The following is a 16,788-nucleotide window of genomic DNA, read 5'->3' as shown; positions in this document are numbered from 1 at the left end:
CATGCTTATCTATATTTTTAAATCGGCGGCCTGCATGGCAATTTTTCTGCTGTTCTACAAACTACTTCTAGAAAAAGAAAGCATGCATGTCTTTAAAAGGTTTTATCTGATTCTGGCATTGATAGCCGCGTTAATAATTCCAGGATTAGTATTCATCGAGTATGTAGAACCCGTTGTGACCACTTACACCAATACTAATTCGTTTATAGAAACCTCAACCCCGGTTTTAGTCGAATCACCTGCAAGAGATATTGATGTGGTAAATTGGCCGCTAGTGGCATGGACAATTTATGGTATTGGCGCTCTAATTTTTGGAATTCGTTTTTTACGAAACCTTTTTCAAATATTAAATAGAATTCGTAGAAATACGAAAGTAAAACAGGGTTTTAGTATTAAAGTATTGTTATTAGAGCAACTTCCACCACATACGTTTTTCAAATATATTTTTTTGAATAAAGAAAAATTTGAAACCAATACCATCCCTAAAGAAGTGCTACTGCATGAAGAAATTCATGCCAAACAAAGGCACAGTTTCGATGTGGTTTTCATAGAATTACTGCAGGTTATTCTATGGTTTAATCCACTACTTCATTTCTTTAAAAAGAGCATTAAACTTAATCACGAATTTTTAGCAGATAGTGCTGTTATCGCCAATGATATTTCAACCAGTAACTATCAAAATACGCTATTATCCTATTTATCACAGGATAGTCTACATAAATATCAGTCCGTTTCGATAGCTATCGGGATGGCAAATGCCATTAATTATTCATCAATCAAAAAACGATTTAAAGTCATGAAAACACGAACATCAAAAAAAGCAATTCTACTGCGCAGTATTTTACTTCTTCCTCTCTTAACTATAATGCTATATGGGTTTAGTGAGACCAAAACTATTCAAAGGACAAATCCTGATGTGGGAAAAAACATCAAAAAAGAATTGGACCATGTGAATCAACTTCAGGTAAATATTTTAAATGCAGAAGGGGCAAGTAAAAAAGAGGTTTCAGAATTCAATAGTCTAGCAGAGAAATACAATGCTATTTCTATTGAAAATAGAGTAATTCCTTTAGGGGATTTAAAAATCTTGGAGTCCATCTATCGTAAAATGAGCAGTGAGCAAAAAGAAAAGGCTCAGCCTTTCCCAGAATGTTTACCTAAAAACATCCAAAAAGGAGCTTCGAGGGAGCAAATGGCTACATACAATGCTTTAGCGAGAAAGTATAATGAAATGGACAGCGATAACATGCGAATTCTAATGAAAGATGTGGAGCAGCTCAAATATATTTATAGCATAATGTCTGACAAACAAAAGGCAGATGCTGAGCCTTTCCCAGATTTTCCAGAGCCACCACCAGCACCAAATCACCCTAATATTCCCAACCCTCCGTCACCAACGAAAAGTATTGGAGCATCAAATGGAGGAGCCACCACAATTCCAAAACCACTAAGCCCAACAGTCATTAATGGCAAAGCAAGTACGATTCCGACTCCACCTCTACCGCCTGAACCTATCGAGCCATTAGACCATATCATCGCGATGGCCAAAGAAGGAGCTGTTTTCTTTTTTGAAGGGAAAGAAATCTCTTCTGACAAAGCCATAGAACTTTTTAAAAAGCGTAAAGATCTGAACATTTCAACTACAAACAGCAACTCTAAAAAACCACAAGTAAGAATATCTAAAGAACCTATTAAAATAGGTGCAGTTACAAAAAAAGAGAGCGAACTTTTAAAGTATGCACGTGAACTTGAAAAAAAGAATGCTCATTTTTATTTAGATAACAAGCATATCAGCTCAAAGAAAGCGTTATCAATAATCGCAAAAAAAATCTATAACCGGGTAGAAACTTTTCCATACACTTCTAAAACTCCAGAAGTAAGGATATACAAAAAACCATTATCACAAAAGAAATCCTCCGGTATAAACCTGGAAACCGGCAATATTAAAGTAAATGGTAAAGAGCTTTTTTATAGTACTAAAAACGGAACCACCAGCTATTTTAATAAAGAAGGGGAGCAAGTTGATAAAAAAGGAAGGGCATTAAGAGGGCAAGAAAAGTCTCCGACATTCTATTTTAATGGCGAAAAGATTACCTCTGTAAAAGCCCATGAACTTTTAAAAAACAACAAATCTATACAAGTAACCACTGAAGATTATTCTCAGGATGAGTACGCAATAGTTTTGACAGATTTGAGCAAAGTTTCCTATCATAATTACAATAAAAATACCAATCCAAATTCTGTTATTGATTTAACTGAAATGATAGAAAAAGAAGCATTATTCTTCTTTAATGATGAACCCATTTCTGTTGAAAAAGCATTATGGTTGACTCAAAATGAACATATTGATCGTGTAAATAACGTGGGGTCTAAAAGTGGAAAACCAAAGGTCTATCTCTGGAAAAAAGTTTAAAATCCTAGATATATTAAAATCACAAATCACTGTTAAAGCCTTCATTTCGAAGGCTTTTTGTGTAACAAATTCAGATTGCTTGCGTTCTAATATACAACTTGGTCTAAGCACGGGCCAAGAATCAAACCAAAACGAACACTATCATGTTACAAAGATTTTTTATTTTCTGCTCGGGAGCAGACACAGACATTCTTGAAACTTGCTCAAACGGAGAACGCAATAAATATGCTGGTATTGGTGCCACTGTTTTCTTTACGGCTGTCATGGCATTTATAGCAAGTGGATATGCCCTTTACACTGTTTTTGATAATATATATACTTCCATTTTCTTTGGACTAATATGGGGCCTGCTTATTTTTAATTTAGACCGCTATATTGTCTCCACCATTAAAAAGAGAGACAGTTTTAAAAGCGAACTGCTACAAGCGGCACCGAGAATCGTTTTGGCCATAATTATCGCAATCGTCATCTCTAAACCTTTAGAGATGAAAATCTTTGAAAAGGAAATAAATCAAGTACTTCTGGAAGAAAAAAACGCAATGACTTTAGAAAATAAGGAACAGTTGGCCTTGCAGTATACGCCTATTATAGAAAGTTTAAATCAGGATATTGCCAACCTAAAAAATGAAGTTGCCCAAAAAGAAGCAGAAACCAATGCCCTATACGATACTTATATTGCTGAAGCCGAAGGTACTGCAGGAACAAAATTATTAGGCAAAGGCCCGGTCTATGCCGAAAAGCGAGAAAAACACGATGCTTACTTGACAGAACTACAACAATTAAAACAAAGCAATGCTGAAAAGATAGCCGCAATTGAAAATCAAATAACCACACTTAATTTAGATTACGATAAAGCGGTTTCTAATTCACAACCGGTGATAGATGGTTTTGACGGACTTATGGCTCGAATAAATGCTTTAAACAAACTCCCTTGGCTACCTTCATTTTTTATATTCTTATTATTCCTTGCAATTGAAACTGCACCAATTATTGCCAAACTTTTAGCCCCAAAAGGTGAATACGATTATAAGTTTGAAGAACAAGAAAGTGTTGTAGCAACATGGGTTACTCAAAAAGTAACGCAACGAAAATTACTGATGTCTACAGATGCAGTGATGAACCAAGAAATTTATGAGGACATTAAATCTGAAGAAGAGTTATATCGCTACAAAAAAGAAAAAGCGGAAGAACTGATGCGTTTACAGGCAAACTCTTTTCACAACACACAAATCAAAGGATTATAATTTTTTTGGTTAAAAGTCCGGTCAGTGCTCAACAAAGGAAACATCAAAGATTTTCCAATTCTGCCTTTAGCTTTTTGGTGAGGCCATTAACCACAAGTGCATACGAATGATCTATCTGTTCACTAATAAACCCTAAGGGTAAATTTTCCAAATAAATAGTATTCCAGTGCTTTTTACTCATGTGATATCCTGGGATAATAATACCATGATATTCTTCTCGTAAGGCAACTGCTTTCTCTGAATCACATTTTAAGTTGGCCTGGGGAGGTTTTCTTTCTAATGCCATAAGTGCGAACATCTTTCCCATGACCTTAAAAACTAAAGTATGCTCATCAAAAGGAAATTCTTCAGTTACTCCTTTTTTTGAAATACAATAAGTTCTAAATTCTTCGATGTTCATTTTATGTTCTTAAATCACTTTGGCTAATTATTAGCAACAAATTCTAGTTAACTCCTTTAGAATCATAAACAATCACTTTTGTCCATAGTTTACTAGATTCTTCTATAAACAATTTATGCGGAGCCTCATCCTGATAATTTTGTTGAGCTTCTGCAGATTCAAAAGTTACGATAAGTGAATAGGTAAAAGAACCGTCTACCACATCTCTACTTGCTTTAGGCGGTTTTCCAATAAAATTAGTCTTTGCATAAGCGGAATTGTCCAAGAATTTTTGAAGTGATGTTTCAAAAGATTCCCGATCCTCTGGACTATCCGGATTTTTCAACCAAAAATAAACAGTGTGGGCAAATGCCGGGTCAAAGGTTTTCATTGTTGTGTTGTTTTGGTTACAAGAAGTGGTGTAACATGCAATAACTAATAAAGTGCAAATTATTTTTTTCATTTATTTATTTTCTAAGAATTGTTCCCCTCTATTACTAATTTCTAAGGCTGTGTAGTCTAACTTCCAACCTATGGTTTCGACGATGTTCTCGATTAAAAGCACTGCTTGCAATGCCTCCTTTTTTGCTGTGTCAATTAGTCCGCTTTCCGGAATCTTCTCTCGAATGTGTTCTTTGGCGTTTTGATTCAACTTGGTCAAATCATCTGGTGAAAACGAATTAAAAAGGCCGTTTTTTACATCGTAAAACTGAATATCGGGCTCAATAGATAAAATTTCTGGCTCAGGAAATTCGGTAAGAACAATTCTTTTTCGCTCATTATCCGCAGTCATTCTTAATTTCTTCAGGTCATACCCAATTTGAGCTTTTGCATTGATTACGACAAGGGCTTTTTTCTTACTACTTAAAATGCTCATAAAACCATCTTTGATATTTTCATAGCGATAGATTTCGGCGAAATCACCCTCAACAGAAACCAATTTGCAAACACTTTTTATTCTATCGAGTATTACTGTAGACTGATGTTCAGTAAGTTCACGTCTCTTTTTCTTCGTAAACATTCCATAGAGCCAATACATAAGTATTGCTCCAAGTACCAGTCCTAATAATGCCTCTACAATACTCTCCATGGTTAAATATACTAATCTATTATTTTGTATAATACTGGCCTACTTGGGCTAGCATCATTTTCAAATGGAGCTACCTGAAGGTTTAAAAAATAAGCCCCATCTTCAATATTATTCTCCACAAAAATAAATTCTGTTATGGTAGCTTCTAACCTGATTTTTCCATTTGTATTCCAAAAAGCATTATGACATACCAAAGCCCCATCGTCTTTTTCCTTATCAACGGATGGAAGGTCGATCAAAAGATGTTTTATTCCTTTTTCTCTAAGATAAACAGCAGCCTCCTGCAACAAATAAGGCGGATTGGAATTTGAGTATTGCTTCGTTTTTTTATTACTCAAGTTAGGCAAGGTTCTAATGACTAAAGCTTCGCGTTTTTTGTTTCCTAAAGCATAACGCAATTGCTTTTTAGAGATTACAAAATCATCTCTAAATTTTTCTGGTGCAACAGTAATAAGCTCTGTTAAAAAGAAAAATGTTTTTAGGTTTTTATTGATGGAATAAAAGTCTTTAGTGATATGACCAGCACACTCTGTATGGGTAATATGTGAATGCGGATTAAACCAAATATTATTGAAATTCACCGAAGCACCTTCTGAAACTTTACCTATAAAACCTTCCTCTACATGCGGTTCAATTTTAGGATGACCTAAATACCATGCATTTACATTAGATTCGTTGCCGGTCATCGCGATAGAAATATCCAAGGGTTTGGTTAAATCTATTTTATAGTTTTTTGACCGGTATTGAATGATAGCTAGCATTATTTCAAATTTAGCATAAACAAATCACTTGCAATTCCGTCTGCTAAAAACTTCCCCTTTTTCGTAGTAAGTAAAGTGTCATCATCTAAGTATAGTAAATGCCGCTCTAGGTGTTTTTCAGCCTGTTGTAAAAGATATTCCTTGTATTTATTGCCGAATTCTTCTACTACTTTTAATAAAGAAACCCCCCAAATTGTCCTTAAACCTGTCATTATGTATTCATTATACTTATCGGTTTTGGATAATACTTCCTCTTCCATAGGTAACTCGCCGTTTGTTATAGCCTTAATATATTTGGGATTGTTATTGATATTCCACCCTCTTCGAATTCCGTCAAATGAATGTGCCGATGGTCCTATACCTATATATTTTTTCTGCTGCCAATAGGCGGAATTGTTCTTAGAAAAATATCCCGGTTTTCCAAAATTGGAAATCTCATAACAACTGTACCCGGCTTCAGTCAAGGTATTGTTCAGAATATGAAAATGCTCTTGGGCGACCTCATCTTCTACCGGTTTTACCAGTCCTTTTTTCACGAAATTGGCCAATGCCGTTTTTGGCTCTACAGTTAGTGCATAACTTGAAATATGTGAAATTTGAAATGAAATGGCCTTGTCTATATTTTGCTTCCAACGCTCGTTGGTCATGTTTGGCATTCCGTAGATTAAATCAATAGAAATATTTTGAAAGTGCTTCTTTGCCTGTTGTATGCATTGTTCTGCCTCATTTGCATTGTGAGCCCTATTCATCAGTTTTAGATCTTCCTCAAAAAAAGACTGTACCCCAATACTCAGTCTATTGATTGGACTTTCTGAAAGTGAGGCTATTTTATCTTCCGATAAATCATCTGGATTGGCCTCCAAGGTAATTTCCGGTTTATCGATTACTCTATAATTGTCATAAACAGCAGTTACTAATTTTTCAATCTCAGAAACCTCAAGCACCGATGGCGTTCCACCTCCGAAATAAATCGTTTCTACAATTTCGTCTTTAAATTCACTTTTTCGGAGTGGAATTTCCTTTGAAAGTGCGTTTATCATAGTTTCCTTTTTACCCATCTGGGTAGAAAAATGGAAATCACAATAGTGACAAGCTTGTTTACAGAAGGGAATGTGGATGTATATGCCTGCCATTACAATGTCCAATTAACAATTAGCAATAATCAATCACTTTGATATTCTGGTAGTTTTCAAAATTGAAAACATAATCTTTGATAATTCATCTGCATCCTTAATGAGCATATCGGCCTTTTCTTTTGATAGAAAATCCGAATCTTTTAAAAGTGACAACCAATATTTAGTTTCAAGACTTTCTTTATACGAAATAGAAATCTTAGCTGAAAAGTCCGCTTTTGAAATAGCTCCATTAGCTTCTGCGATATTAGCCCCTATAGAAGTACCCGAGCGAAGTAGTTGTTTTGACAAAACATACTCATTATTCGCTGACACTAATTCTTTATAAAGCGTAACAATCTTTAAAGCAAAAAGATAAGATTTATCAGCAAGAGGGTTATTTTTTATTGCCATTGTCAATTGCTAATTGTTTATTGTTCACTTGATTTTTTTAGGATTATCTTTGATATAAGCACTCCACCCTGTGTATGATTTACCAACTTCAATGCGCCCCTCATTATAAAAGTGGCAAACTGCAGCCGCTAAGCCATCTGTACTATCTAGGTTCTTAGGTAGAGTTTTTAAGCCCAACATCCCTTGAAGCATTTTGGCAACTTGCTCCTTACTTGCATTTCCGTTTCCGGTAATAGCCATTTTTATTTTCTTGGGAAGATATTCTGTAATAGGTATTTGTCTTGATAAGCCAGCTGCCATGGCGACCCCTTGAGCACGACCCAATTTAAGCATAGACTGTACATTTTTACCAAAAAAGGGGGCTTCTATAGCTATCTCGTCTGGGTGATAGGTATCTATTAGTTCAATGGTTCGCTCAAAGATAAGTTTGAGTTTGGTATAAGGATCATCATATTTCTTAAGAAGCAGTTCATTCATTTGAATAAACTCCATCTTCTTATTTACCACCTTAATGATACCAAAACCCATTATAGTCGTTCCTGGGTCTATACCTAATATGATTTTCTCGTTGGCCAAATTAATTTGTGGTGTTTAGCACGATTGGTAGTCTAAACTTAATACTTACCGGCGTGCCCCGCTTTAAAGCGGGAGCTAAAGTTGTTAAGTTATTTAATCGCTGTGATAGTTCTTCGGTTAGTTCTGGCACTGCCTTTTTAATACTATCTTTTTCCTGTATTTCCAACACGGTCATAAAACCATGTTCATCTATTAAAAAATCTATGTAGAGCGTATCGTTGATATCTTTGTCAATTTCATATTCTAAATCTGAAAAAGCAGAAGAGAAGTAATTTAACATGGTTTCTTGAAAACATTCTTTCTGCACCTGCTTATTTACGCTCTCATCACAATTCTCAAACAGCGGATAGGCATCCACATCGTTCCAATCAATTGCCAACAATTTATCGTTAATCAATTGGTCGGTCTGTTTTTCTTGCGATTGAAAATAGTTGCAAGAAGTTAAAACAGCGAGAAGGTATAAGCACCAAAACTTACGCATAAGAGCCCTTAGAATTTGGCTGAAATTACAATTTTTTGGCTAATTCATTCGGAGTTAAAATGGATTTCCTCCTTTAACTCCGTGATACGTTTTTTGGCTCGTTCTTTTAAAAAGGGGTACACGTTATCAAAGTCTGACAACAATTTTTCATAGTGCTTAAGTTTTATTTTGGGGTCTGTATAATACTCATCCGCTAAAATGCAAACCTGCCAATAATTAAATTGATTCACTTTATCCTCTTCCCAAGCTTTCGTATAATAATCCAAAGATTTTTTGAGTTCCCCTTTTAAACGAGCAATGCGTCCTAAACTTCGATATTCATTGTCAAAAATATACCGTCGTTCATCTATTGATTTTAAAAAATAGGTTTCGGCGCTATCCAATTTTTTTTCCAAAAGATAAACCTGCCCTAAACCTTGGTAGGCGTCCGCTTCGTAATTTACCATTTCGCCTAGTTTTCTATAGGCCTTTTTCGCTTCTTCATACTTCCATCGATTAGCATAAGAATAGCCTAATTTCTTGTAAACAAAAGGTTTCTTCTCACCTAATTCTACTAGTCGCTCAAAAAGTGGTGCCGCCTTTTCATAATATCCAGCATCAAAATTTGCCAAAGCTTTAAGATTTATAAGAGCGACATCATTTGGAGCGGTTTCTAGGCCTAAATCAATAATTTCCATAGCATTTGCCGGTTCTTCTACTCCTACATAGTATTTGCCCAATAGGTAAATACTCCTTAGGTGAGTACTATCAAGTTCAATAGCTTTTTTAAGTGCACTATTTCCGCTATCATAGTCTAAATTGGATTGATAAGACTTACCCAAATAATAATAAAATTCCGGATTTGTACTCTCGGGAATTACCAGTTCTTGAAATAGTTTTATTGCTTCTTCGTACTTTTTGGTTTTATCATAGAGCTTCCCTAATTCGAATTTGGCTAAAATATTTTCATCATTTTTTGAGAGTATGTTTTGGTATTGAAGGATGGATTTTTCTTTATTGCCAATGGCATTATAAGCTCTTGCAATTTGAAGATTGGAATTCTCATCACCTAGCGCCGCATAAGTATTGATGGCAGCGGTATAATTTCCTAAAAGATAAAGGCTATCTGCGACCGAAGAAGCCGAAGATTGCGCCTCGGCTTTGAATACTATGAATCCAAGATAAACTATCAAATAATATTTCAATCTATATGGTATTATAGTTTAATGTCAATTTACTTTAAAAGAATTGAAATAAGTTCAATAATAGTTTTTATTACGGCCAATTCATTTTTTCAACAACTGTAACAAAACCAATGTAAATTTGTCTAATAGACAGAAATCATACTATGGATATCGTTCTTCTTGTTATTGGTTTTATTTTAATGCTCGTTGGTATTTTAGGTAGTTTTTTACCAGTGCTTCCTGGCCCACCTATTAGTTGGGTAGGTTTGCTTTTACTTTATTTGACCAAAGCAATACCAGATGATTGGTGGTTGTTGGGTATAACGCTAGTTGTGGCAATCGCCGTTTTTGTTCTGGATTATATAATACCTGCGGTAGGTACAAAAAAATTTGGTGGAAGCAAAGCCGGTATGTTTGGCACCGTTGTAGGCTTATTGGTCGCCATATTTTTCCCGGTTTTAGGTCCATTCGGAATAATCATTTGGCCCTTTGTTGGTGCTTTGGTTGGAGAATTGGCCAATAAAGCAGACCAGAAAACGGCTTTAAAAGCTGCTTTTGGTTCTTTTTTAGGGTTTTTAACAGGAACTTTTATGAAGTTCGTAATTGCCGTAATCTACCTAGGTATTTTTATCTGGAAAGCCATAGAATACGGCCCTGAATTATTTACTTTCAGTTAATCGAGCCAGACCACCTTTTCAGTTATCGGTTGTCGCGTACCTTCATTTAGTTCATCATCGGAATATCCCAGATAGAAAAAGCCTAAGCATTTTTCGCCTTCGTTTAAATCAAAGAACTCGTCCATATATTTTATGAGTCCGGGTGAACTCCAATAACTACCAATACCCAGTTCGGTGGCAGCCAACCACATATTCTGTACTGCCATTGCAGTTGCGGCAATTTCTTCCCATTCAGGCAAACTCTCATTTGGGTCGCGCTGCATACATATAGCAATAATAGCACCTGCCCTTTTAGGGTTTTCAGTAAGTTTCTTAATCTTTATTTGCTTGGGTTTAGATTCAACTTCTTGATATTTATTGGCTAAAAACGTTCCTAAACGTGCTTTAGATTCACCCGTTAAAACTTTAAAGCGCCAAGGCTCTGTTTTCTTATGATTGGGCGCCCAACTCGCTGCTTCAAGCAATTTTTCTATAGCTTCTTTAGCAATAGGTCTCTCGTTATACTGAACCGGAAAAACACTTCTCCTTTTTTTGATAAGTTCAAAAATCATAGTTCTTTTAGTTTAACAACAAATTTAAGCATTGGCGTAATACTGGATTTCGATTATCAGCTTTCCATGCCACCGAGAGTATCGCTTTTTGTTTGATTTTCTTGAGCTCAATAAACTTCACGTTCATTTTAAAACCATACTGTAAGGCGGTTGGTACAATTGATATTCCTAACCTATTCTCTACTAACTTAAAAATAGTAAGGGCATGTACCGACTTGTGCGAAACCTTTGGTGTAAAACCGGCATCTTCACATATACCCATAACCGTATCATAATACAATGAACTATAATCTTGTGAAAATAGAATAAAGTCTTCTTCGGCCATTTGGTGTATTCCCTTAAAATTTGACTGGTCGATATGAAAATCTATGGGCACCACCAAAGAAAAGGTGTCTTCGAAAACGGGTTTGATCTGCAAACCATTTGGCACTCTTGCCAAACGCACAAAACCAATATCCAACTTATCTTTTTGTAAAGCATTTATTTGCGCATGGTTAGAAAGTTCTTCTAAACTTGTATGAACTTCGGGAGATTTATATTTTAAATTCAATAAGAGATTTGGTATTACCTTTTGCATTGCAGAGCCTAAAAAGCCAATTCGAATTTCACCCAAATGACCTTCATCAATAAGTTTTAAATGCCTTTTGATTTGACTCAAATGGTTCATAATAAACTCAACTTCTCCCTTCAAAAAAGTTCCAGCAGCAGTGAGACTTACCTTCTTTTTATCCCTTTCGAACAATTTTACGCTCAAAATTTCCTCCATTTGTTTGATTTGGGTACTTAGCCCGGGTTGAGAAATAAATAGTTTTTCTGCAGCTTTTCTATAATGCAATTCTTCTGCAACAGCTAAAAAGTAATTAAAGTGTCTTAATTCAATTTGATAACTCATACTTATTAAATAGTATTAAAAATTGTATTGGTAATTATCAAATATAGCATTTACTTTTATATGACAACAAAAGCAATCCTAAATCAATAATGAAGCAATTGAACAAATTTCAATTTGGTCAAGAAAAACTGACAGTAAGCACCGTTCTTTCCATTTCAAGAAACCAGACCAAGGGAATTCTATCCACAGATACAAAAGAAAGAATTAAAAAAAGTGCACAAATCGTAGCTGACATCGTTGAAAAGAACGAGCCCGTTTATGGAATAAATACCGGTTTTGGACCTCTTTGTACCACCAAGATTTCTAAATCGGAAACCAAAATTCTTCAAACCAATATTTTAAAAAGTCATAGTGTAGGTGTAGGCAAACCAATCTCAAAAGAGCTGGCCAAACTCATGTTGATATTAAAGATACATGCTCTTTCAAAGGGTTATTCTGGCATACAACTGAAAACCCTGGAACGAATTTTATGGCATATAGATAATGATGCAATCCCCGTTGTTCCCTCACAGGGTTCGGTAGGCGCATCTGGGGATTTAGCGCCTTTATCCCATTTGTTTTTACCATTGATCGGCTTAGGAAAAGTTTATTTTGAAGGAAACGAAATAGAAACCACTGCGCTTTTTGACAAAACCGGTCTTAAACCTTTAGAATTGGGCCCCAAAGAAGGCTTGGCCCTTATAAATGGAACACAGTTTATTCTTGCCCATGGAGTTCTAGTAGTTGAAAAGTTAAGCTCATGTCTACAACACGCAGATATTATAGGCGCCATGATGATAGAAGGTTTACAAGGTTCCATAAAACCCTTTTTTAAAGAATTGCATGAACTAAGACCTTTTAAAGGCAATCAACATGTTGCAGGAAGGATCAGAACGCTACTCAAAGGTTCTGAAATTTTAGAAGACCATATTGATTGTGAACGTGTTCAAGACCCTTACTCGCTGCGTTGCATCCCTCAAGTACATGGCGCCTCTAGAAACACTTGGTTTCATCTCAAAGAATTGATCGAAATCGAATTAAATTCTGTCACCGATAACCCGGTAATCATCAACAATGAATTGACGATAAGCGGGGGTAATTTTCACGGACAACCCATAGCAATGGTTTTAGATTATGCTACCCTCGCTGCTTCTGAGATAGGAAATATATCCGATAGAAGAATCTATTTGGCCCTCGAAGGAAATAGTCCGGGAGTGCCCAAATTATTAATGGATGATACCGGAATTAACTCCGGATACATGATCTTACAATACACCACCGCAGCTTTGGCAAGCGAAAACAAAAGTTTATGTTTTCCTGCCAGTGCAGACAGTATACCTACCTCTTTAGGGCAAGAAGATCATGTGAGCATGGGTTCGATCAGTGGTCGAAAAGCTTTACAAGTTTTAGAAAACGTTGAAAAAATATTGGCCATTGAATTATTGACCGCTGCGCAGGCATTCGAATTTAGAAAACCATTAAAATCTGGTGTTTTATTGGATAAAATTCATCAATTTGTAAGAACAAAGGTCAGCTTTGCTGACAAAGACCGCGTATTTTCCGATGACATTGAAATAGCCATCGAAATAATCAAAAACGAAGATCTAACCCAACTTGTTGAAGATACTATGACTAAAAACAATTTGAATTGGGATACCGAACATCTTAAAGAATTTGAAACTTTTTGATATGAAAAAAACCTTAATAGGCCCATTTTCGCAGTTACTCACCTTGGCTAATATTCCCTTAAAGGGAGCAATTGAAGATGAAGCACTTTTAGTTATCGAAAATGCAGGAATCCTAGTATCAGATGGAAAAATAAGTGGTATCGGAAAGTTTGATGATTTAAAATCAGAGGATGTTCAAATAGAACATGTTCATGGTAAAAGCGTTTGTATACCAGGATTAATCGATGCGCACACCCATATTTGCTTTGCGGGATCTAGGGCGAACGATTATGCCCTACGGAATTCGGGCAAATCTTATTTAGAAATTGCTAAAGCTGGCGGAGGAATTTGGGACACGGTTACCAAAACCCGAAGAGCGACGCAAGCAGAACTGGTTGATGGAATCATTGAGCGGGCTCAAAATCATTTAAAATCTGGTACAACCACAATAGAAATAAAAAGTGGCTATGGCCTTTCGGTGGACGAAGAGTTAAAAATGCTTTATGCTATTAAAGAAGCTAGTTCTAAAATAGAAACTGATCTTATAAGTACGTGCCTTGCAGCACATATGAAACCCAAAGATTGGAAAGGCTCTGCGTCGACCTATTTGGATGAAATAAGTTCAAAATTATTTCCCATTTTAAAATCAGAAAAGCTTACCAATAGAATTGATGCTTTCATTGAAGAAAGTGCCTTTTCTTCGTTAGAAATAGCCCCTTACTTCAGAAAAGCAAGAGCTATGGGTTTTAGCATTACGGTTCATGCCGATCAGTTCTCCACAGGTGGAAGTGAAACCGCAGTGCACTACAATGCAGTTAGTGCTGACCATTTGGAAGCGAGCACTCAAAAAGAGATTGAATTATTGGCAAAAAGCAACACCATTGCTGTAGCGCTTCCTGGGGCATCTCTAGGTCTAGGTTGTGATTTTACTCCTGCACGTAAGATTCTGGATGCCGGCGGGGCTTTAGCCATTGCCAGCGACCACAACCCCGGCTCTGCCCCAATGGGTGATTTATTGAGTCAAGCAGCGATTCTTGGAACTTTTGAAAAACTCTCAAATGCCGAAGTTTTAGCAGGAATCACCTTTAGAGCTGCAGCAGCACTAGAATTATCAGACCGTGGGACTTTAGAAAAAGGAAAAGTTGCCGATTTTATAAGCTTCCCTACGGATGATTATCAAGAAATAACCTACCACCAAGGGCAACTAAAACCCAATGGAGTCTGGAAAAATGGGGTGAAACAGTAAACAGTAGGTAGTAGGTAGTAGGTAGTAGGTAAAATAGAATTCAAAAACTTGTCAAATTGAGCCTGTCGAAGTTTAACAAAAAATATTGAACTCAAGTTTGAGTAAAGTTAGAAATTGATACAAAATGAATAAATCAACAATACTTTCATTTAAGGAGGCTATTCTTCAAGGAATCCCTAAACAACTTCCTGAAAAGAAAGTTTATCCTAAAAATGCAAATCCCGCACCCAAGCGAAAAGAGATTTTATCAGTAGAAGAAAAAAAACTGGCCATTAAAAATGCACTGCGTTATTTTCCTAAGACCTGGCACCAAGAATTAGCAATAGAATTTGCACAAGAATTAAAAGAATTTGGTAGAATTTACATGCATCGTTTTAAGCCAGATTATACGATTTATGCAAGGCCATTGAATGAATACCCAGCTCATACAAACGAGGGAGCAGCAATTATGCTGATGATTCAGAATAATCTAGACCCTGCTGTTGCCCAACATCCTGAGGAATTAATTACCTATGGCGGAAATGGCGGTGTTTTTCAAAACTGGGCGCAATATCTTTTGACCATGAAATACCTTGCAGAAATGACTAGTGAACAAACTTTGCATATGTATTCTGGTCATCCGATGGGGCTTTTTCCCTCATCAAAAGAGGCGCCAAGAGTAGTAGTAACGAACGGTATGATGATTCCCAATTACTCAAAACCTGATGATTGGGAAAAATATAATGCCCTAGGTGTTACGCAATATGGCCAAATGACAGCCGGCTCATATATGTATATTGGGCCACAAGGTATCGTTCATGGAACTGCAATTACCGTAATGAACGCTTTTAGAAAAGTGTTGGACCAAGGGGATTCCCCTAACGGAAAGGTTTTCTTGACGGCAGGATTGGGAGGTATGAGCGGAGCACAGCCAAAAGCAGGAAACATAGCAGGATGCATAACGGTTTGTGCAGAAGTAAATCCTGCAGCTGCAACCAAAAGACACGAGCAAGGATGGGTAGATGAACTCATATCCGACATAGACGAACTAGTTAAAAGAACCCGAACGGCAATTCATAAAAATGAGGTTGTTTCTATCGCTTTTATTGGTAATGTAGTAGAGATTTGGGAGCAATTTTATGAAGAAGATATTTATGTTCATCTAGGATCCGATCAAACATCATTGCACAACCCATGGGCTGGGGGTTATTATCCGGTTGAACTCTCATTTGAAAAAGCTAATCAAATGATGGTAGAAAACCCGGAAGTATATAAAGAGAAAGTACAGGCTTCTTTACGCAGGCAGGTAAATGCAATCAACAGACATAGTGAAAAGGGTACCTATTTTTTTGATTACGGTAATGCTTTTCTTTTAGAATCTTCAAGAGCTGGCGGCGATGTAATGGCCAAAAACAATATCGATTTCAAGTATCCATCTTATGTTCAAGATATTTTAGGCCCTATGTGTTTCGATTATGGGTTCGGTCCGTTCCGTTGGGTTTGCACATCTGGCAACCCTGAAGATTTGCAAAAAACTGATGCTATAGCCCTCAAAGTAATGGAAGAAATTAAAGCAAATGCTCCTAAAGAAATTCAGCAGCAAATGCAGGATAACATTACTTGGATAAGGGAAGCCGAACAAAATAAGCTGGTAGTAGGTTCGCAAGCAAGAATTTTATATGCGGATGCAGAGGGCCGAATGAAAATTGCCGAAGCTTTTAACCAAGCTATTGAAAACGGTGAAATTTCTGCTCCAGTAGTTTTAGGTCGTGACCATCATGATGTTAGCGGCACCGACTCCCCGTTTAGAGAAACTAGCAATATTTACGATGGTAGTAAGTTCACGGCAGATATGGCAATGCATAATGTTATTGGGGATAGTTTTAGAGGGGCCACCTGGGTATCCATACACAATGGTGGCGGTGTAGGGTGGGGCGAAGTAATCAATGGTGGTTTCGGGCTGTTGTTAGATGGCTCAAAAGAGGCAAGTAAAAGATTAAAGAATATGCTTTTTTACGATGTAAATAATGGCATATCTAGAAGAAGTTGGGCAAGAAATGACGAAGCACTTTTTGCTATAAAACGTGAAATGGAACGCACACCTGAACTAAAAGTTACCTTACCTAATTTGGTAAATGAGGATTTACTAGAAAATCTTTTTTAA

17 protein-coding genes are annotated in these 16,788 nt (G+C 36.4%); 6 read left to right on the top strand and 11 right to left on the bottom strand.

The window, feature by feature from the left end; translation table 11 throughout:
- The first annotated feature begins 1 nt into the window (after position 1).
- Together ACZ1GR_RS12510 and ACZ1GR_RS12505 are read left to right on the top strand one after the other, a co-directional pair.
- On the top strand, positions 2-2,413 hold the full coding sequence (locus tag ACZ1GR_RS12510; RefSeq protein WP_472609299.1) for a M56 family metallopeptidase: 2,412 nt from the start codon (positions 2-4) through the stop codon (positions 2,411-2,413).
- Positions 2,414-2,556: 143 nt separating this feature from the next.
- Positions 2,557-3,657, top strand: a complete 1,101-nt coding sequence (locus ACZ1GR_RS12505; protein WP_472609298.1) for a DUF4407 domain-containing protein — start codon at positions 2,557-2,559, stop codon at positions 3,655-3,657.
- Between the two features lie 43 nt (positions 3,658-3,700).
- Here the strand turns inward: ACZ1GR_RS12505 and ACZ1GR_RS12500 are convergent, their stop codons facing one another.
- The 9 genes from ACZ1GR_RS12500 to ACZ1GR_RS12460 all read right to left on the bottom strand — a co-directional run bounded on the left by ACZ1GR_RS12500 (position 3,701) and on the right by ACZ1GR_RS12460 (position 9,654).
- Positions 3,701-4,057, bottom strand: coding sequence for an MmcQ/YjbR family DNA-binding protein (locus tag ACZ1GR_RS12500; protein ID WP_472609297.1), 357 nt, complete (start codon positions 4,055-4,057; stop codon positions 3,701-3,703).
- A 43-nt stretch (positions 4,058-4,100) separates the two neighbouring features.
- Positions 4,101-4,427: a Dabb family protein gene (locus tag ACZ1GR_RS12495; protein ID WP_472609296.1), complete on the bottom strand. Its 327-nt coding sequence runs from the start codon at positions 4,425-4,427 to the stop codon at positions 4,101-4,103.
- 72 nt (positions 4,428-4,499) lie between these two features.
- Positions 4,500-5,126 carry a DUF4230 domain-containing protein gene (locus ACZ1GR_RS12490; protein WP_472609295.1) on the bottom strand — a complete coding sequence of 209 codons (627 nt, stop codon included), beginning with the start codon at positions 5,124-5,126 and terminating at the stop codon, positions 4,500-4,502.
- An 11-nt stretch (positions 5,127-5,137) separates the two neighbouring features.
- Positions 5,138-5,887, bottom strand: a complete 750-nt coding sequence (locus tag ACZ1GR_RS12485) for a cyclase family protein (RefSeq protein WP_472609294.1) — start codon at positions 5,885-5,887, stop codon at positions 5,138-5,140.
- Positions 5,887-7,020 carry a radical SAM family heme chaperone HemW gene (hemW, locus tag ACZ1GR_RS12480; RefSeq protein WP_472609293.1) on the bottom strand — a complete coding sequence of 378 codons (1,134 nt, stop codon included), beginning with the start codon at positions 7,018-7,020 and terminating at the stop codon, positions 5,887-5,889. Before hemW ends, ACZ1GR_RS12485 begins: the two co-directional genes overlap by 1 nt.
- 33 nt (positions 7,021-7,053) lie before the next feature.
- Positions 7,054-7,413 (bottom strand): four helix bundle protein, encoded by a 360-nt coding sequence (locus ACZ1GR_RS12475; protein ID WP_472609292.1) that lies wholly within the window; start codon positions 7,411-7,413, stop codon positions 7,054-7,056.
- 24 nt (positions 7,414-7,437) lie between these two features.
- On the bottom strand, positions 7,438-7,989 hold the full coding sequence (gene ruvC / locus ACZ1GR_RS12470; RefSeq protein ID WP_472609291.1) for a crossover junction endodeoxyribonuclease RuvC: 552 nt from the start codon (positions 7,987-7,989) through the stop codon (positions 7,438-7,440).
- Between the two features lies 1 nt (position 7,990).
- Entirely contained in the window at positions 7,991-8,470 is a 480-nt protein-coding gene (locus ACZ1GR_RS12465) for a hypothetical protein (protein WP_472609290.1), read from the bottom strand.
- A gap of 44 nt (positions 8,471-8,514) precedes the next feature.
- Positions 8,515-9,654, bottom strand: a complete 1,140-nt coding sequence (locus ACZ1GR_RS12460) for a tetratricopeptide repeat protein (protein ID WP_472609289.1) — start codon at positions 9,652-9,654, stop codon at positions 8,515-8,517.
- A gap of 143 nt (positions 9,655-9,797) precedes the next feature.
- Between ACZ1GR_RS12460 and ACZ1GR_RS12455 the strand changes: the two genes are divergently transcribed.
- Positions 9,798-10,310, top strand: coding sequence for a DUF456 domain-containing protein (locus ACZ1GR_RS12455; protein WP_377768059.1), 513 nt, complete (start codon positions 9,798-9,800; stop codon positions 10,308-10,310).
- Here ACZ1GR_RS12455 and ACZ1GR_RS12450 read toward each other — a convergent pair.
- Together ACZ1GR_RS12450 and ACZ1GR_RS12445 are read right to left on the bottom strand one after the other, a co-directional pair.
- Positions 10,307-10,861 carry a nitroreductase family protein gene (locus ACZ1GR_RS12450; RefSeq protein WP_472609288.1) on the bottom strand — a complete coding sequence of 185 codons (555 nt, stop codon included), beginning with the start codon at positions 10,859-10,861 and terminating at the stop codon, positions 10,307-10,309. The two genes, ACZ1GR_RS12455 and ACZ1GR_RS12450, sit on opposite strands and share 4 nt — an antisense overlap.
- Before the next feature lie 7 nt (positions 10,862-10,868).
- A complete protein-coding gene (locus ACZ1GR_RS12445) occupies positions 10,869-11,753 on the bottom strand; it encodes a LysR family transcriptional regulator (RefSeq protein WP_472609287.1) in 885 nt (294 codons plus the stop codon).
- Positions 11,754-11,842: 89 nt separating this feature from the next.
- Between ACZ1GR_RS12445 and hutH the strand changes: the two genes are divergently transcribed.
- The 3 genes from hutH to ACZ1GR_RS12430 all read left to right on the top strand — a co-directional run bounded on the left by hutH (position 11,843) and on the right by ACZ1GR_RS12430 (position 16,788).
- Complete coding sequence (gene hutH / locus ACZ1GR_RS12440) at positions 11,843-13,420, top strand: histidine ammonia-lyase (protein WP_472609286.1); 1,578 nt, start codon at positions 11,843-11,845, stop codon at positions 13,418-13,420.
- A 1-nt stretch (position 13,421) separates the two neighbouring features.
- Positions 13,422-14,645, top strand: a complete 1,224-nt coding sequence (gene hutI / locus ACZ1GR_RS12435; RefSeq protein WP_472609285.1) for an imidazolonepropionase — start codon at positions 13,422-13,424, stop codon at positions 14,643-14,645.
- Between the two features lie 124 nt (positions 14,646-14,769).
- A complete protein-coding gene (locus ACZ1GR_RS12430; protein ID WP_472609284.1) occupies positions 14,770-16,788 on the top strand; it encodes a urocanate hydratase in 2,019 nt (672 codons plus the stop codon).

This window comes from Croceitalea sp. W27 (assembly GCF_055693185.1).
The sequence above is the reverse complement of the archived record's forward strand: the minus strand, read 5'-3'. Positions and strand labels throughout refer to the sequence as shown.